Genomic DNA, 17,656 nt, shown 5'->3' with positions numbered 1-17,656 from the left:
TGGCTCGATGTCGCTGGCGTCGGGCCTCAGTCGCCTTTGGCCGCACCTGCCGCCCGGTTCCGCGCGCGGCAACTGGGCAGGACCACCAGTATCAGCGCCCGCACCGGCAGGCCAAGTGTCATCGGACAGTCGCAGATGAAACTCACCCCGTCACAAAACTGCATGGCGCGGGAAAAGTTGTTCTTCGACGGCGGACCGAGGATGAAGCCGATCAGCAGGCGCGCCAGCGGGAGATCTGCAAACCGCAGGAAGGTCGCGCAGAGAGCGCAGCCAACCAGGATCAGCAGCTCGTTGGCGGTGTTCTGGCCGATATAGGGCACGGGCGCAGCCCGGCGAGCGCTCCAAACAAGAAGGCGGCGCTGGGAGCGCCGCCTTGGTGTCTTGGCAGAACCGCTGCCTGCGGGAAGGACTCCGCAGGCAGGTGGTGCGAGGGATTAGACGGGTTCGTTACCCTCGTCGCCTTCGTCACCCTCGTCGTCTTCGTCGTGTTCGTTGCCCTCGTCGTCTTCGTCGTTCTCGTCGCCTTCATTGCCTTCGTTGTTCTCGTCGCCTTCATCGCCTTCATTGTTATCGGCCTGGCTGTCCGCTTCGTTGCCTTCGTCGCCTTCATCTCCTTCGTCGTTCTCATTGCCCTCGTTGGCTTCGTCACCTTCGTCGTCGGAGTCTTCTTCGTTGAGTTCGTCGTTCTCGTCGCCTTCGTCGCCTTCGTTCTCTTCGTCGGCCTCGTCAGCTTCGTCGCCTTCGTCGCCTTCGTCTCCTTCGTTGCCTTCGTCGCCTTCGTTATTCTCGTCGTCTTCGTCGCCTTCGTTGTCTTCGTCGTCTTCGTCGCCTTCGTTGCCTTCCTGGCCTTCGTCTCCCTCGTCGCCTTCGAAGTCTTCGTTGCCTTCGTCGCCTTCGTTGTTTTCATCCTCTTCGTCGTTTTCGTCGCCCTCGTTCTCCTCGTCGCCCTCGTCGAATTCGTCGCCTTCGTCGTCTTCGTTAGCTTCGTCGTCTTCGTCGTTCTCGTCGTTCTCGTCGTTCTCGTTGTCTTCGTCGCCTTCGTCTCCTTCGTTGTTTATGCCGCCTTCGTCGCCTTCATCGCTTTCGTCGTTTTCATCTCCTTCATTGTTTTCGTCACCTTCGTCCGCTTCATCGTTCTCGTCGGATTCGTCGCCTTCATTGCCTTCGTCGCCTTCGTTATTCTCGTCGGCTTCGTCGCCTTCATTTTCTTCGTCGTGCTCGTCCCCTTCGTCGTCCTCGTCGGCTTCGTCACCTTCGTTGTCTTCATCGCCCTCGTCGTCTTCGTCGCTTTCGTCGTCCTCGTTGCCTTCGTCGCCTTCGTCCTCTTCATCACCCTCGTCGTTTTCGTCGTGCTCGTCGGCTTCGTCGCCTTCGTCGGCTTCGTCGCCTTCGTCGCCTTCGTCGGCTTCGTCACCGGAGTTATCTATGTCCGGATCAATTTCGTCACCTTCATTGCCCTCGTCACCCTCGTCACCAGTGCCGGCCACAGGCTCATCGCCTTCGTCGCCCTCGTCACCCTCGTTGGCCTCATCGCCTTCGTCGCCCTCGTCGTATTCGTCGCCCTCGTTGGCCTCATCGCCTTCGTCATTCTCGTCGTTTTCGTCAAATTCATTGTCTTCGTCGCCTTCGTCGCCTTCGTCGCCCTCCTGGCCTTCGTCACCTTCGTCGTTTTCGTCGTCTTCATCGTTCTCGTCGCCCTCGTCGTCTTCGTCGTGCTCGTCGAGTTCGTCGCCTTCGTTGCCCTCGTCACCTTCGTCATTCTCGTCGTTTTCGTTCCCGGTATCCGGCAGGGCTTCGTTGCCTTCGTTGTTTTCGTCGTCTTCGTCGCCTTCGTTGCCTTCGTCGCCTTCGTCGTTTTCGTCGTTCTCGTCGTTTTCGTTGTCTTCGTTGCCTTCGTTGAACTCGTCGTTTTCGTCGCCTTCGTCGTTTTCGTCGTTTTCGTCGTCCTCGTTGGCTTCGTCGCCTTCGTCGTTCTCGTCGCCTTCGTCGCCCTCGTCGTTTTCGTCGGCCTCGTCGTCTTCGTTGCCTTCGTCGTCTTCGTTGTCTTCGTTGCTCTCGTCGCCTTCGTCGCCTTCGTTGTCTTCCTGACCGGGCACGTTTTCGTTGCCTTCGTCGCCTTCGTTGCCTTCGTTATCATCGTCGTCAGGGTTGGTGCCGTGCTCATTGCCCTCGTTGGCTTCGTCAGCCTCGTCGTCTTCGTCGTCTTCGTTGCCCTCGTCGCCTTCGTCGTCGAACGTATCGGTGCCGTCGCCCTCGTCGCCCTCGTCGTCTTCGTCGCCTTCGTCGCCCTCGTTTTCTTCGTCACCCTCATCCTGCGGGTCTACGCCGGGCTCGTCGCCTTCGTCGCCTTCGTTGCCTTCGTTGCCTTCGTTGCCTTCGTTGCCTTCGTTGTCTTCGTCACCCTCGTCGCCTTCGTCGGCCTCGTTGCCTTCGTCACCTTCGTTGCCGGTTTCGTCGCCCTCGTTGCCTTCGTTGTCTTCATTGCCCTCGTCGTCTTCGTCGGCCTCGTCGCCTTCGTCGCCTTCGTCGTTTTCGTCGTCTTCGTCGTTTTCGTCCTGCTCGTCGCCTTCGTCGCCTTCGTCGCCTTCGGCTTCGTCGCCCTCGTCGCCTTCGTTGCCTTCGTTGTCCTCGTTGCCTTCGTCGCCTTCGTTGCCTTCGTTGCCTTCGTCGCCTTCGTTGCCCTCGTTGGCTTCGTCGCCTTCGTTGCCTTCGTCGTCTTCGTTGCCTTCGTTGCCTTCGTTGCCCTCGTCGCCCTCGTCGCCTTCGTTGCCTTCGTCGGACTCGTTGCCCTCGTTGTCCTCGTCGCCCTCGTTGCCGTCGTCGCCCGAGCCGCCGCTCTCATTGCCCTCGTTGTCTTCGTCGCCCTCGTTGCCTTCGTTGCCTTCGTCGCCTTCGTTGCCCTCGTCGCCCTCAAAGCCTTCGTTGCCTTCGTTGTCCTCGTTGCCCTCGTCGCCTTCGTTGCCTTCGTCGCCCTCGTCGCCTTCGTTGCCTTCGTCGGCCTCGTTGAATTCGTCGTCTTCGTCGCCTTCGTCGCCTTCGTCGCCCTCGTTGCCTTCGTCAGCTTCGTTGCCTTCGTTGTCCTCGTTGCCTTCGTTGCCTTCGTTGCCCTCGTTGCCTTCGTCGCCTTCATTGCCGCCGTCGGGCTCGTCCTGTTCGTCGCCTTCGTTGCCCTCGTCGCCCTCGTCGCCCTCGTCGTTCTCGTCGCCCTCGTCGAACTCGTCGCCTTCGTTGTCCTCGTCGTCTTCGTCGCCCTCGTTGCCTTCGTTCTCCTCATCGCCTTCATCGCCATCGAAGAAATCAACAAAGCTCAGGGGCGCGGTGAGGTCACGGATCTCGAGCGCGGCGTCGATCAGCGCGGCCAGCTCTTCGGTGAGGTCGGTGGTCAGGGCGGCGGGGGTGGCGATGATGGCGGTCATGGGAGGTCTCCGTTGGTCGGAATGGTCTCTTGCGAGAATGAAAGAAATGCGCCTGCCAGGCAGGCAGCTCTGAATCGGGAGTTCTGGTGGGAGCGGCTCAGCGAGCCTGAAAAATCCAGAAATGCAGGTATATCAAAAGCGCATGACCGATGTGCATTTGGGTATATTAATCAATGCAGTACAAAAAAACCAAATGCGGGCCAAAGTGATGCTCAATGACGCCACGGCCCAAGGAAATGCAGATTTACTCAAGATGTTCGGCACGAATCGGCATTCTGTCAACGGAAATTTAAGGAACTGGGGTTTCCGGCGAGGCCGCGCAGCCCCCGCCCTGACCGTCTTCCAGGCGCTGTCGCAGCAGGGGCGAACGTGCCTCGATCACCCGGGGTGATCGCCTTATGCGTGCAGATCGCGCCGCAGATCAGCCAGGCTCTTTTCGCCATGGAAAACCGCCCGTCGCACCGCGCCCGTCCCCTCTTGCAGAAGGAGCAACGCGAGGATTCGGGCGGGCGGATAGTTCCAACTGTAGTCATACGCCGCCCCGGGGCGCGCAAGACAGGCTTGCAATCGCTGACGCATCGCGCCGAGGTTGCGCGCCCGGTGGCCGGCCAGCGCATCGGCAGCGGCGCCAGCGTGGCCGACCGAGAGATCGGCCAGCCCCGGCGGCACCATTTCTTCGGCCAGAAAGGCACAGGTTTCGCGCAGCACCGGCGCCAGTGCGGCTCCGGCGATGCAATGCAACTGGAGGGCATGGCCGAATTCATGCGCTGCGATGGCGAGGTCCGCAGCCGAACGCGAGAGCGGGCAGGACACGTAAACCAACGATTTTTCAGTAATATAGAGCGCAAATGGCTTCGGGTGCCGGGCGCGGTCAGGGGCAAAGTTCAGCACGGTGGCGCCGGCTGTTTGTTCGATCTCCGGGGTGAGCTCTGGCAGGCGGTGCGTCAGGGCGCGGGCGACCAGTGCCCAGAGCGCCGGGCCGTCCGGCCATTCCGCTGCCGTATCGCTGTGCGCGACCGGCTCCGGGAGGGGCGGTTCGGTGGCCAGCAGCCGGGCGCAGCCCTGCGCTGTCATGCCGTGCAGCGCCAGCCAGTCCCGCATGCAGGGTGGGGACGCGGCGCGCATCACGCGACCACACACGCCAAAGGAGAGTGAGATGCCGTAGCGTCACCCGGCAACCGCTTCGGGCAACTCCGGTCGCCAGAGCGATGCTCCATCATAAGTTGCAGGCTGGACACGTGAAAATAACCAATTGGAATAAGGCGCTTCGCTGGTATGATCGCAGGTGGCGGCGGCGGCCGCCATCCTAGCAAGACCATGTATTTTAAAACAAGTGAGAGATGGAATGGCCAACGAAGACTTCAATTTCACTCGACGCATGTACTTTCCGACTATGGTATTTCAAATCGATTTGAAAAATCCCGAAAAGCTGAACGAAAGCCTGATCGAAAAGATTTACAACGAACGTATCCGCGACCAGAAAGGCATCAGCCGCTCGAACATTCCCGCACTGGGCGGCTGGCACAGCCACAACGATCTGCACAAAGCCGACGACTATGCCGAGATGGTCTCGCGCATCAATCAGGCAACCGCCCGGATGTCGGAGAACCTCGGCTATGCCGACACCCACGAAATGAGGATCGGCACCATGTGGTCGATCATCAACCCGCCGGGCTGCGTGAACAAGGCGCATGTCCACCCCGGTTGCCTGTGGAGCGGAGTCTACTATATCCAGGCGCCGGAAAAATGTGGTAATATCGAGTTCATTGAACCCAGAACCATGCATTTGATGAACCAGGCAAAGTTTCAGCCGAACAAGAAACGGCCCAAGGAATGCTGGACCAAGGTCCGCTTCACGCCGGTGCCGGGCCGCATGCTCATTTTTCCGAGCTGGCTGTATCACTCGGTCGACACGAATGAATCCAAGGAAGAAGGCAACGACGCCAACCGCATCATTATCAGCTTCAACCTCAATCAGGTGAAGAAGCCGAACAAGAAGAAGTAGCTCTTTCCGGCTACACCGGGGCAGCGCCGCCGGCGCTGTCCGCCATGGGTCGTCTGACGCGGTCCGTTCCGGTTCTCGAAACCACGGAAGGACAGAGTAACGTGAATTCAGCCAAGGCACTCCGAGGGTCGGCGCGGGCCGCCGTCCGCAAGGGCGGGTTCATCCTGACCTCGGCCTTTCTTCTCAGTTTTCTGGTCAATGTCCTGCGCCTGGCCGGGCCGATGTTCATGATCCTGATCTATGACCGGGTGCTCACCTCGCGTTCGGTCGAAACCCTGGTGGCGCTGGTGGCGCTGGTCATGGGCCTGCTGCTGGTGCTCGGCGTGCTGGATTACGCCCGCAAGCGCCTGCTGGCGCGGTTTGGCGCGCAGTTCCAAGAAAAGATGGAGCAGACGCTGCTGCGCCATTCCGGCCGCAACCATGTCTTTCAGCACAACAAACCCAAGCCCGCCGTCGGGCTTGACGAGGTCGACGGGCTGCGTGGCTTTTTCCACTCCGGCTCGCTGATCGCGATCTTCGACTTCATCTGGGCGCCGATGTTTGTCGCCGTGGTCTTTGTGTTGCACCCGCTGCTGGGCTGGGCCTGTGTGGCCGGGGTCGGCGTGATTGCGCTGCTGGCGGCGCTCCAGGCGATCTTCATGGGCGGCCGCCAGGAACGGTCGCGGGCCGCCTCCGGGGCGGTCAACCAGCTCAAGAACGTGCTCATCGCCTCGCGCGATACCGTGCGGTCACAGGATATGGGCGTGGGGTTCAATCCGCGCTGGCAACAGGCGCGCAATCAGGCGCGTGACGATTCCATCGCGCTGCGCGACTGGACAAGCTGGTTCGAAACCATGTCGCGCATCACCACCATGGTGGTGCGCTACTCGGTGCTGGCCACGGGTGCCCTGCTGACCCTTCAGGGCGAACTGACCGTGGGCGCGATGGTGGCGGCCACCTTCCTGGTGACCCGCATTCTCGGACCGGTCGACCGGTTCTTTGTCCAGATCCCGCGGATGTTCGAGGCCCGCCAGCACTGGCAGCGTCTGACCCGCATCCTGGCCAACCGCGCCGAAGAGCTCGAGGACGATTACGCCGAACAGCCCGGCGCACCCTACCGGCTTGTGCTGCAAAACCTCTCGGTCCGCTCGCCGCTCACCGGCAACCTGATCCTGCGCTCGATCTCGCTCACCGCAAATGCGGGCGAAGTGATCGAAATCAACGGGCTGTCGAGCCAGGGCAAGACCGTTCTGCTCGAGACCATCCTCGGGATGTGGCAGCAAAGCGCCGGCGCCGTGCTGATCAATGGCCGGCACACGTCACGGCTCACCGACGCCGAGGCGCAGCGGGTTTTCGGCTATGCGCCGGAGTCGCCCGGTTTTGTGGCCGGCACGATCGAAGAGAACATCTCGGGTTTCGAGGCCAGCCCCGACCCGGAAAAGGTCGGCGAGGCGGCGCGTCGGGCGCGGATGCACGCCGCGATCTGCTCGCTGCCCGATGGCTTCAAGACCGTGATCGATGCCCGCGGCACCTGTCTTTCGGCCTTTGAGCGCTATCAGCTCAGCCTCGCCCGCGCGCTCTATCACAGCCCGGAAATCCTGATCATCGATCAGCTCGATTCCGATATGCTGGTGCGCATTCCCAAAAAACTGAAACAGACGCTTACCGCGCTCAAGGACGAGGGGACGCTGATCCTGATGACCGCGCGCGACCCTCAGGGGCTGGGGTATACCGACCGGCACTTCCTGCTCAAGGATGGCAAGCTCACCGAACAGAAAAGCGCTTCGTCCTCCAACCAGAACCGCAAGGTGGCCGAAGACGCGCCCGCCGCCGCGGGCCAGCAACGGCCGCGGGTCGCGGTGGTGCGCAACGATGGCGCCGTGAGCGAAGAGCCCCGCCCCAAGGTCGCGAGACGGTGAGCCGATGACCGAGAGCCCCGACCGACGCCGCAGGACCTGGACCACCGGACGCCCGTTCACCATCGTGGTGCTGACAATGATCCTCGGGCTGGCGGGGCTGGGCTATTGGTCGACGCAGGCGCGGATATCGGGGGCGGTGATCGGCAAAGGCGTGCTCGAGGTTTCGACCACCATGACCGCCGTACAGCATCCGGTGGGCGGCGTCGTCGATCAGATTTTTGCCCGCAACGGCGACCGGGTGCGCGCCGGCGATCTGCTTGTCCGGCTCGACAGCACCGAGCCGCGCTCCGATCTCAATGTCACCGAAGGCGAGCTCTTCGAGACGCTGGCCAATATCGCCCGGCTCGACGCGGTGCTCGACAACCGCGACGCGCTCGACCTGCACCCGTTGCTGGCCGAAGCCGCGGCCGAGCACGCGGATATCGGCCGGCTGGTCGCGCGACAGCGCCGACAGCTGGCGGCCCATTTCGAGGCGGTCAGCTCCGGCATGCGGCTGCTGGAAGAACAGGCCCAGCAAATTCGCGCCGAGATTGCCGGGGTGTCCTCGCAGTTGGCCGCCACTCGCGAAGAGCTGTCGCTCTTGGCGGAAGAGATCGCCAATGCCGACACCCTGGCCGAACGCCAGTTGATCAAGGCCTCGGAGGTCTACAAGCTCAAGAAGGAAGATGTCGCCATGCGCGGCGAGATCGGCAGGCTCGAAGCCAAGATCGCGGAGCTGCGCGGCAAGATCTCCGAGCTCGACCTCAAGCGGTTGGCGGTGGTGCCGGAAGCACAGGAAAAGGCCGAAGAGGCGCTGAGCAAGCTGCGGCCGCTGCGCACGCGCTACCTGGAAAAGCGGCTTCAGCTCACCGACACGTTGAGCAAGCTGGAGATCCGCGCGCCGGTGGACGGCACCATCCACCAGTCAGCCCTGTTCGGCACCCGGTCGGTCGTGGTGGCGGCCAAGCCGCTGATGATGATCGTGCCCAGCAGCGAACCGGTGCAGGTCGGCATAAGGGTCGACGCCACCGACATCGACGAGGTGCGCGTCGGGCAGCAGGCGTCGATCAAGTTCAAGGCGTTCAGCGAGCGGGAAATCCCGATCATCCTCGGCGAAGTGGCGCGGATCTCGGCCGATGTGATCTCGGATCCGGTGAGCAAGGCCTTCTACTACGAGGTCAAGGTGCAGCTGCGCGAGGATGAGATGGCCAAGCTCGGCGATCGCGATCTGGTGCCCGGCATGCCGGTGGAAGCGTTCATGACCACCGAAAGCCAGATCGCCATTCAATACGTGCTCCGGCCGATCAAACATTATTTCGATCGCGCCTTCCGCGACACCTGAACACTATTGCGGCTTTGGCGTGGCGTGGAAATCGCCCGCCGCCAGCACCGGCGAGGCATCGATATCTTCGGCGTCGAGCATGGCGGCCACCCGCTCGAGCGAGGACAGAAGCTGCGCCTGCTCCCAATCCTGCATCCGCTCGAAGGAGCCCACAAAACGCTGTTGCAGCGCGTCGGGCACATCCTTGACCACGCTGCGGCCCTTGTCGGTGATTACCACATGGGTCTGGCGGCGATCGGTCTCGCTGCGCTGCCGCGATACCAGGCGCGAGGCCTCGAGCTTGTCGATCAGCGCGGTCACCGTCGCCTGCACCACCCCCATCTGCGTTGCCAGCACCTTGGGCGTGGTGCTGCCGTCGCGCTGACCGTGCAGGATCTGCAACACCCGAAGCTGTGCCGGGGTGATTCCCGCCGCCATGGCAAGATTGCGCTCATACAGCGTCGTGGCGCGCAGGATTCGCCGCAGCGCAATGAGGCACTCGTCGACACGGATGGGGGGCAATTCAGTCATGCGCCCAGTGTCGCATGAAGCGGGTTGACGCTTCAATCATCAAACTATCTACATTCTTTCGTTCACAGAGCGAAGAAAGCCTGAGTCAAGCTGCTTCGATAGTCTTTCCAATTATGGCGCATTCTTGCCTCAAATGCCGCTATTAGCGCCGGAAAGCGAGATAAATCTACTTCGCATGTTGAAGTTTCGGCACTCTGGCGCTATTTAAAGCCTCGAACGATCAGGGAGCGTAAAGCCAGATGCCGAAAGACATGACCGAACCCCGAACGCGTAAGCTCCGTTTGCGCAAACCCGATGCGACGGACGGAGCCGACATCTGGGCGCTTGTCAAAAGTTGCAAGCCGCTCGACGAAAATTCCATGTATGCGAACCTGATCCAGGCCGATCATTTCCGCGATACCTGCGTGGTGGCGGAGTTTGACGGGGAGATCGTCGGCTGGATCTCCGGCCACATGATCCCGTCGAAGGACGAATTCTTTGTCTGGCAGGTGGCGGTCAGCGCACAGGCGCGTGGCCTCGGCCTCGGCAAGAAGATGCTGCTGGAACTGATCCAGCGCGACGCCTGCGACGGCGCCGACCATCTCAAGACCACGATCACCAAGGACAACGCCGCATCCTGGGGGCTCTTTCGGAGCTTTGCCCGCGAAATCGGCGGCGAACTGGCAGATGAGCCGCATTTCGAACGCGATGCGCATTTCGACGGGCATCACGACACCGAGCATATGGTGACGATCAGCCTTCCGGCGCCCGAAATGCTGGCACGCGCTGCCTGAACTCATCCCCGGATTCCAGAAATTTTCAACGCACCAAGTGCGAAAGGATACCTCATGCCCAAGGACATGACAGAAACCCGCGATATCTTTGAACGTCGCGAGAGTGCCGCCCGCTCCTATTGCCGCAGCATGCCCGCCGTCTTTACCAAGGCGAGCGGTTCCGAGCTGACGGCGGACGACGGCCAGAGCTACATCGACTTTCTCGCCGGCTGTTCCTCGCTGAACTACGGCCACAACGACCCGGACATGAAGGCCGCGCTGATCGATCACATCAGCGCCGACGGCATTGCCCATGGTCTCGACCTGCACACCGACACCAAGGCCGCCTTTCTCGAGGCCTTCGACCGGCACATTCTCGAGCCGCGCGGCATGGATCACCGGGTGATGTTCACCGGACCGACCGGCGCCAATGCCGTCGAGGCGGCGATGAAGATCGCCCGCAAGGTCACCGGCCGCACCAACGTCATCGCCTTCACCAACGGCTTTCACGGCGTGACCAACGGCGCGCTGGCCGCGACCGGCAACGGCTATCACCGTGGCGGCGCCGGCATGGCGCTCTCCGGTGTGACGCGGATGCCCTATGACGGCTATTTCGCCGGTGCCACCGACACCGCCGATTTCCTCGAGGCGATGCTGAGCGACAAATCCGGCGGCGTCGACGCGCCCGCCGCGATCATCCTCGAGACCGTGCAGGGCGAAGGCGGATTGAACGCCGCCAGCACCGAATGGGTGCAGCGCATCGCCAAGCTGGCCAAAGACCACGGCGCGCTTCTGATCATCGATGACATCCAGGCCGGCTGCGGCCGCTGCGGCACTTTCTTCTCCTTCGAAGAGATGGGCGTGACGCCGGATATCGTGACCATGGCGAAATCGCTCTCGGGCTTCGGCCTGCCGATGGCGATGCTTCTGGTGCGCCCCGAGCATGACGTGTTCGGCCCGGCCGAGCACAACGGCACCTTCCGCGGCAACACCCACGCCTTTGTCACCGCGCGCGTCGCGATCGAGAAATTCTGGGCCGATGATGCGTTCCAGAAAGAGCTGGCCGACAAGGCCGAGCTGATCCATGGCAAGCTGACCGAGCTGGCAAATATGGTCGAGGGCTCCAAGATGAAGGGCCGCGGTCTGATGCAGGGCGTCGACGTCGGTTCGGGCGAGCTCGCCGGCGAGATCTGCGCCAAGGCCTATGAGAACGGCCTCGTGGTCGAGACCTCGGGCAGCGAGGACCAGGTGGTCAAGATCCTTGCACCGCTTACCACCCCGGTCGCGCTGCTGGAGAAGGGCTTCGAGATCCTGCTTTCGGCGGCCGAGACCGTGATTTCCGAGAAAACAGCAATCGCAGCGGAGTAACCGACATGATCGTGAGAGATTTCAACAAGATCGTCGATTCCGAGCGGGATCGCGTGGTGTCCGACGCGCAATGGACGTCGGTCCGGATGCTGCTGGCGGATGATGGTATGGGCTTTTCCTTCCATATCACCTTCCTCGAAGGCGGCTCGGAACACACCTTCGAGTACAAGAACCACTTCGAAAGCGTCTATTGCATGAAAGGCAAGGGCTCGATCACCGATCTCGCCACCGGCGAGACCCACGAGATCACCCCCGGCGTCATGTATGCGCTGAATGAACATGACCGGCACGTCCTGCGCGCCGAAGAAGAGCTTGTCATGGCCTGCGTCTTCAATCCGCCCGTCACCGGGACGGAAGTACACCGCGAAGACGGGTCCTATGCGGCAGCCGAGGTAGCTTGACATGTCCCATACAGTCGAAAAAATCGGCGGGACGTCCATGGACCGCATCGACGAGCTGCGCGACACGCTGATCGTCGGCGACCGCAAGCCGGCGGACCTTTATGGCCGGATCTTCGTGGTCTCGGCCTTCGGCGGCATCACCAACCTGCTGCTCGAGCACAAGAAGACCGGCGAGCCCGGCGCCTATGCAGCCTTTGCCAGCGACGACAACGATCACGGCTGGCATGACCGGCTGGATCGCGTCGCCGAGGCGATGAAGATGGCGCATACCCGCGTGCTGGAGAATCCGGCCGACATCGAGCGCGCCGATGCCTTTGTGAACGACCGTCTGCTGGGCGCCCGCAACTGCCTGATCGACCTGCAACGGCTGTGTTCCTACGGCCACTTCCGCCTGTCCCAGAACATGGGGCAGACCCGCGAGCTGCTGGCCGGTCTGGGCGAGTCGCATTCGGCCTTTGTCACATCTCTGATGTTGCAGCGGGCCGGGGTGAACGCACGGTTCATCGACCTCTCCGGCTGGTGTGACGAAGGTGACCTGACCCTGGAAGAGCGCATCACCGGCGCAATGAAGGGTGTGGATCTCGAGACCGAGATGCCGATCGTCACCGGCTATGCGCAATGCTCCGAGGGCCTGATGGGCGAATTCGACCGCGGCTATTCCGAGGTGACATTCTCGCGTCTGGCGGCGCTGACCGGCGCCCGGGAAGCGATCATCCACAAGGAATTCCACCTCTCGTCGGCCGATCCCAAGCTTGTCGGCGCCGATGCCGTCAAGAAGCTGGGCCGGACCAACTATGACGTGGCCGATCAGCTGTCGAACCTCGGGATGGAGGCGATCCACCCGAAGGCCGCCAAGACCCTGCGCCAGGCGGCGGTGCCGCTGCGCGTGACCAATGCCTTCGAGCCGGCCGACCCCGGCACGCTGATCGACGATCAGCCGGCGGAAGAGGCAGCGGTCGAGATTGTCACCGGCCTCGATCTCTTTGCGCTGGAGGTGTTCGAACAGGACATGGTCGGCGTGAAGGGCTACGATTCGACCATCCTCGAGGTGCTGACCCGGCACAACGTGCGGATCGTCTCGAAAGTGTCGAACGCCAATACGATCACCCACTACGTGGACACCTCGATGAAGGTGCTGCGCCGGGTCGAGCGGGATCTGGCCAAGCACTACCCCTCCGCCGACGTTTCGTCGCGTGCCATCGCCATGGCAGCGGTGATCGGCGGCGATCTGTCGGGGCTCTCGGTGCTGACCCGTGGCCTTCAGGCCATCGCCGCGGCCGATCTCGAAGCGATCGGCGCCAGCCAGGGCCCGCGCAACGTGGATGTTCAGTTCATCCTCGAGCGTGACGCGCTGAAGCCGGCCATTGCCGCGCTGCATGGCGCACTGGTAGAGCAACGCGCGCCAAAGCTCGCCCGCGTCGCCTGAGCCCTCCAAAGAGCAACCAAGGGCCCGCCCGGCATCAGCCGGTGCGGGCCTTTTCACGTCTTGGGGCACCGTATCCGGCCGAATATTCATCGAAAAACCGATAGGCATTGGCGAGCAGGGCAAATTGCCGTCTCGGATCCTCGGCGTGCAGCGGCAGCATCGCCACAAACAGCAACGCGGTCATCGGGATGATTTCCTCGGACAGCAGATCCTGTCCCCGGATGCGCAGCGGGCGGAATTCATCCTGCACCGCCCGAACAGAATTTTCCTGATGAACCTCGAGCGCAAAATCGTTTGGTCCTCGCCGCTCGAAGGACATGCGATCCGACAGGATCAGATCGTAGCAGCCAAAGACGGAATGGCAGAGCTTGGCCATATCGTAGCGCCAATCGCCGATCGCGGTCTTTTCGGCGGCATCGGGAATACCCCTGGGATCGATTGCCTTCAGCTTGCTGGACCGCAGGTCGAACAGGATATTGCCGAAGAAGAAATCGCCATGCCAGAAACTCATGTCCTGCGGCATGGACGGGCGAATGCCATCAATCAGCCCCACGGCAAACCGCATCAGCGATGGATAACGGCACCCGTTCAGCGTGATTTCGGCATCGATATCGAAATCCGCCTGCCGGCCAAAGGCCTCGACCCGATGCAGGGATTTGTCAACGATCAGTCGTTGAAACCAGTCCGACGCATGGTTGCCCATGGCGCCATCCGTGGACGTCAGCGGAAAGGCGTTGCATCGGTCAAGGAACACTTCGCATTGGCGGCCGATCGTGCTCCACTGAAATCTCGGTAGGCGCGCAAAAACGTGAAGCTCGGCCAATGTCGGATTGTGCAGGTATTCAAGATTGTAGGAAAACCCATCGGAGGTGCCGTTGTTGCCGAGATAGGCCGGCGCAAAGACACGCATTTCATCGTGCAGCGACTCGAACCAGCGCGCCTCGGCGCGAAGCTTTGCCTGATCCTGCCCGCCCTTTGTCAACACTGGGCCGTCACATTCCAGAGAGTTGAAATACCGCGCCACCAGCATCTGTTTGCGTGAGTTGTAGAAGGTATTGATATGGCCGAAATCCAGCCACGCGTCCCGCTTCAAAGCCACCGGCCGACTCTTTGAATAGGTCGAAATCGCGGCATCGAAATCGACGCCCCTGCAGACTTCATCGCGAAACTTCTGCGCGTCGGAAAGGAAATAAAACCCGGAGGCCACGGTGCGGGGCGAATTGCCGTCGCCAAACCCCTTGCGCAAGCTCAGAACTCCGTCCCGCGCCTCGACGATTTCGGACCATTTGTAGAAATCGGTGGTATCGAAAACCGAAACCGTGTCCGCCCCCGGATCATCCTGAAACCGCATCAAGGTGTCGCCCAGCAGGATCATGACCCCGGAGGTCAATTGCAGGACTTCGAAAATGAAATAGACCGCGTTTCCCAGCGACAATCCGATGGGAACCCGCAGTATCCTGACCTCTTCGCGTTCCAGCCGTTCCTGATCGGCCTGGTCCAGCTCGAAATCAGCCGGAATCGCCAGCACGATATCCTTGGTAAACCGGGTCAGTTCCTTGAACTGATGCTCATACAGCCGCCGCGTGCCAACCGGCAAAAAGGCCGGCGGCAATTTCCCGAACTCCGCGCAGATATCTTCGCCGCTGTAATCGCCCGACATGATAACCGCAGTCGGAGCCCTAGTCATCGCGCTGCATTTCCCGTTTCAGAAGGTCTTCGATTTCCTGCCGTGACAGGTTGCAGAATTCGCTCGGGCGGATCGCCCGGTCATCGACGTAGAACCCATTGTCGCCGCACCAGGGTTTGCCGACCCAAATTTCGTCATAGGGAACATCGTGTTTCTTGAGCCAGTCAATGACAATCGGCACCGTATTGGCGGTGATCGCCCCGACACTGCTTTCATAGGTTCGCATGTTCCGCGAGGTATGGATCGCGATGGTGAAACCGTCATTGCGGTACTTGCGAAGGGTATCGATGGCGCTCACATTGGGCCGCTTGGTCGAGTAGTCCTCGGGCCCGTCGATCGTGAGCGTATTGTCGAGATCGATAACAAGCCTGGGCGAATTGGGTTTCATTGTGCAGGCTCCAGCTCGGACAGCCGGTCAACCAGACGGGAGACAACCGAAGGATCGGCGCCAGACCGGGCTCGCAAGAAACCTATATACTCGGCAACCGTGCAAATCCGTGTCGCGTTGTACTGCCAGTTCTGAAAGGAAAATATTGGTCTGATATACAAATCGGACAACATGAGTGAGTACCCGAGCGTCGAATGCGGATTGATTGCCCCCGAACCAGTGTCGAAGGGCAAGTCTTTGTATTTCTTCCCATACTCATGCCAGACGCCGCAATAATGTTTTATCGCCTCGGGTCCGGCAATGGCAAAATTGTCGTCAACGAAAGGGAAATGGATGTCATAAAGCGGCGCCCGTCGAACAAATATGGCACGCGGTTGCCGGGCGCAGATTTCGATGGCCTCGCGAAGTTCACTTTGGTCGAAATCGAAACTCAGATCGGGCCGCATCCGGATAAAGAAATCAAACTCCCCGGTTTCGATTGCTGAATGGTAGACGTCAAACAGCTTGTAGAACAAGCGCTCCTGATTGTGCTTGAATTTCTGGCAAGTTTCACCTTCCCGGTCAATCTGGACCCATTCCGCGTCATAGGCCTCGTAGAGCGCCTTCTCTGAAATTCTCGACGAGGGGCTGAAATCATAGGTCTTGTTGAAGGCTTCTCCTGAAATCTGCTTTTCCAGGCAGACCTCGCGAATGACCGGGCGAATTCTCTCTTCATAGCCTCGCAGGGTGCCGAAGTTGGCCGGCGGGGTGCCCCGATTGGCCCAGGTCGAAATCAACGTCGTGAGCTCGATGCCGTCGAACAGCGGCGAATTGCGGAAGTTCTGGGCAAAATCATCGGCCCGCATCTGTCCGCTCAGCAGCAGCGCGCCGCGCAGGGCGGGTTTCTTGCTGAAGCTGGGCAACAGCGACTTCAGGCCAAAGCGCTTCTTGGGAGCAGCCGGCCGCTCAGCCTTGACCTGCGGCTTCGCGCTTGTCTGGCCGACGTCCTGCGCCACGATGTTGCGCAGGATCTGACGGCGCTTGTCGTCACCCTTGGAATGCTCGCGCGCCGTTTCCAGGTGACGTTCGATATAGGCGAGGATCGGTTTCCTGTCGGCCTCCGGGCGCAACCGGGTGATGCAATAGATGAAAAACAGGAAAACCACCGTCGGGCTCTCCTGCTCCAGATCGACGACATGTTTGATCATGCGGCTCGGCGAGATCGATTTCCGCATGATCCGAAGGATATGGCGATGGACGGGCAAGGAGAAATCGGCAAACGCGAATTTGAGCGCCTCGCTCGGCCGTTTCAGAGCATCCGCTTCACAGAGGTTGATAAGCCCGGCCAGAATATTCATCGCCTTGGCCCGGTCGTTTTCAAAATAGGCCCGTTGCAACATGTCATTCAGGATCGGGCGCAGGGCTTGGGTCGCCTTGCGAAAGCCCTTGGCTTCGGCGCGCAATCCGCGCAGGCCGAATGTATAATGGCTGAAACTGTCATGCTCGACGTGATACTCGAGAATGTTGCGGCAGATTTCGGTTAGTTTGCCCTGCTGCGCGATACTGGGATGCGCCATGATGTGATCGAAGAACTCGGTAAACCTGGGCTGCGATCGGCCCTGTGTGTACATCCTGGTCAGGACCGACATGTGATAGGCAAAATCAAGCTCGATCCCGCGCGGGCTCTGTTGGGCCCGGAACGCTTCATATTCCTGCGGCGTGCCGCAAAAATGCATGGCCTCAGCCGGCACCAGAACCGCAGCGACGCGATGGCCGTTCTTGATCAGCCGGTTGTAGATCGGTGCCACGAACAGCTCGTTGCCTATCGAGTAGTTTTTCGCTTCTTCGTCAAAGTGCTTGAGGAACAGCTCCGCCGTCCTGAAATAATACAATCCGTTGGAGCAGAAATCGGAAATCCGCACCTTCTCCGCGACGGCCTTGACCTCGGCAGCACCGGAGGCCTTGAAGGCTTTCGGGTCGGCCACTTCCGCAAACGACCAATGGTCGCCTTCGCCGCGAAAGACCTCGAGATAGCCATCCAGCGGCTTCAGGACTTTGGCCGATGGCAGCTTGAAATTCAGCCGGATCGTATCGACGTTGAATATGATGATCCGCTCGTTGGCCGGAACATCGGTGGCGCGGATGCCCTGGGCGACGGTATCCGCCTGCCCGGCGGTCATCCGGGGGACGCGGTGGATCTGGATGCGGTCCTCGGCAACCCCGGCCTTGGCGCATTCCGCGCGAATGAAATTCTCTGTAAAGTCATCCTCCTGGAGGACAAACAGGAAGTTGTCTTTGATCCCGGGCCCGTTGAAATGCTGAACGATGTGGCGGAAGATCGGGGCGCCAAACGCCTCCAGCCGGAATTTCGGAAGGGTGTAACCGGCGTCGGAAAATCGTCGGCTTTTCCCGACCAGAGGAAAAACTATCATAAAGTCAATGTTCCTGCGGTAAGGTATTGAAGTAAAAATGCCGCCTGAACCGGCAGCGAAAGATATTTTCTGC

The 17,656-nt window shown here is 60.8% G+C and carries 15 protein-coding genes; 8 read left to right on the top strand and 7 right to left on the bottom strand.

What is annotated here, in order from left to right; translation table 11 throughout:
* Positions 1-26: 26 nt before the first annotated feature.
* Together AC0J5K_RS00390 and AC0J5K_RS00385 are read right to left on the bottom strand one after the other, a co-directional pair.
* On the bottom strand, positions 27-320 hold the full coding sequence (locus tag AC0J5K_RS00390; protein ID WP_420398612.1) for a hypothetical protein: 294 nt from the start codon (positions 318-320) through the stop codon (positions 27-29).
* Positions 321-434: 114 nt separating this feature from the next.
* Positions 435-3,416 carry a putative sodium/potassium/calcium exchanger gene (locus AC0J5K_RS00385; protein WP_274562140.1) on the bottom strand — a complete coding sequence of 994 codons (2,982 nt, stop codon included), beginning with the start codon at positions 3,414-3,416 and terminating at the stop codon, positions 435-437.
* A 142-nt stretch (positions 3,417-3,558) separates the two neighbouring features.
* Here AC0J5K_RS00385 and AC0J5K_RS00380 point away from each other — a divergent pair, with 142 nt between their 5' ends.
* Positions 3,559-3,807: a hypothetical protein gene (locus AC0J5K_RS00380; protein ID WP_274562139.1), complete on the top strand. Its 249-nt coding sequence runs from the start codon at positions 3,559-3,561 to the stop codon at positions 3,805-3,807.
* Between the two features lie 5 nt (positions 3,808-3,812).
* On the opposite strand, the gene AC0J5K_RS00375 is transcribed toward AC0J5K_RS00380, so the two are convergent.
* Entirely contained in the window at positions 3,813-4,541 is a 729-nt protein-coding gene (locus AC0J5K_RS00375) for a hypothetical protein (RefSeq protein WP_274562137.1), read from the bottom strand.
* A 220-nt stretch (positions 4,542-4,761) separates the two neighbouring features.
* Here AC0J5K_RS00375 and AC0J5K_RS00370 point away from each other — a divergent pair, with 220 nt between their 5' ends.
* From AC0J5K_RS00370 to AC0J5K_RS00360, 3 genes are all read left to right on the top strand, one after another.
* On the top strand, positions 4,762-5,421 hold the full coding sequence (locus AC0J5K_RS00370) for a TIGR02466 family protein (RefSeq protein WP_048528992.1): 660 nt from the start codon (positions 4,762-4,764) through the stop codon (positions 5,419-5,421).
* Between the two features lie 101 nt (positions 5,422-5,522).
* On the top strand, positions 5,523-7,319 hold the full coding sequence (locus AC0J5K_RS00365) for a type I secretion system permease/ATPase (protein WP_274562134.1): 1,797 nt from the start codon (positions 5,523-5,525) through the stop codon (positions 7,317-7,319).
* Between the two features lie 4 nt (positions 7,320-7,323).
* Positions 7,324-8,640: an HlyD family type I secretion periplasmic adaptor subunit gene (locus AC0J5K_RS00360; RefSeq protein WP_274562133.1), complete on the top strand. Its 1,317-nt coding sequence runs from the start codon at positions 7,324-7,326 to the stop codon at positions 8,638-8,640.
* 3 nt (positions 8,641-8,643) lie between these two features.
* Here AC0J5K_RS00360 and AC0J5K_RS00355 read toward each other — a convergent pair whose 3' ends face one another.
* Positions 8,644-9,150 (bottom strand): MarR family winged helix-turn-helix transcriptional regulator, encoded by a 507-nt coding sequence (locus AC0J5K_RS00355; protein ID WP_048528987.1) that lies wholly within the window; start codon positions 9,148-9,150, stop codon positions 8,644-8,646.
* A gap of 239 nt (positions 9,151-9,389) precedes the next feature.
* On the opposite strand from AC0J5K_RS00355, the gene ectA reads away from it, so the two are divergent.
* From ectA to AC0J5K_RS00335, 4 genes are read left to right on the top strand one after another with little or no spacing between them, the layout of a single operon-like run.
* Positions 9,390-9,923: a diaminobutyrate acetyltransferase gene (ectA, locus tag AC0J5K_RS00350; RefSeq protein WP_274562129.1), complete on the top strand. Its 534-nt coding sequence runs from the start codon at positions 9,390-9,392 to the stop codon at positions 9,921-9,923.
* A 54-nt stretch (positions 9,924-9,977) separates the two neighbouring features.
* On the top strand, positions 9,978-11,270 hold the full coding sequence (ectB, locus tag AC0J5K_RS00345; protein ID WP_048528984.1) for a diaminobutyrate--2-oxoglutarate transaminase: 1,293 nt from the start codon (positions 9,978-9,980) through the stop codon (positions 11,268-11,270).
* Positions 11,271-11,275: 5 nt separating this feature from the next.
* Complete coding sequence (locus AC0J5K_RS00340) at positions 11,276-11,671, top strand: ectoine synthase (protein WP_048528982.1); 396 nt, start codon at positions 11,276-11,278, stop codon at positions 11,669-11,671.
* 1 nt (position 11,672) lies between these two features.
* The gene (locus AC0J5K_RS00335; protein WP_074836595.1) at positions 11,673-13,097 is read left to right on the top strand and encodes an aspartate kinase; all 1,425 of its coding nucleotides are present in this window, start codon (positions 11,673-11,675) and stop codon (positions 13,095-13,097) included.
* Between the two features lie 34 nt (positions 13,098-13,131).
* Here AC0J5K_RS00335 and AC0J5K_RS00330 read toward each other — a convergent pair whose 3' ends face one another.
* The 3 genes from AC0J5K_RS00330 to AC0J5K_RS00320 are packed head-to-tail and all read right to left on the bottom strand — an operon-like array spanning position 13,132 to position 17,583.
* The gene (locus AC0J5K_RS00330) at positions 13,132-14,757 is read right to left on the bottom strand and encodes a hypothetical protein (protein ID WP_423135782.1); all 1,626 of its coding nucleotides are present in this window, start codon (positions 14,755-14,757) and stop codon (positions 13,132-13,134) included.
* A 19-nt stretch (positions 14,758-14,776) separates the two neighbouring features.
* Entirely contained in the window at positions 14,777-15,172 is a 396-nt protein-coding gene (locus AC0J5K_RS00325) for an HAD family hydrolase (RefSeq protein ID WP_074836593.1), read from the bottom strand.
* The gene (locus AC0J5K_RS00320; RefSeq protein ID WP_274562119.1) at positions 15,169-17,583 is read right to left on the bottom strand and encodes a glycosyltransferase family protein; all 2,415 of its coding nucleotides are present in this window, start codon (positions 17,581-17,583) and stop codon (positions 15,169-15,171) included. Before AC0J5K_RS00320 ends, AC0J5K_RS00325 begins: the two co-directional genes overlap by 4 nt.
* Positions 17,584-17,656: the final 73 nt, after the last annotated feature.

It is taken from the genome of Marinovum sp. E3 (genome assembly GCF_055755275.1).
The sequence above is the reverse complement of the archived record's forward strand: the minus strand, read 5'-3'. Positions and strand labels throughout refer to the sequence as shown.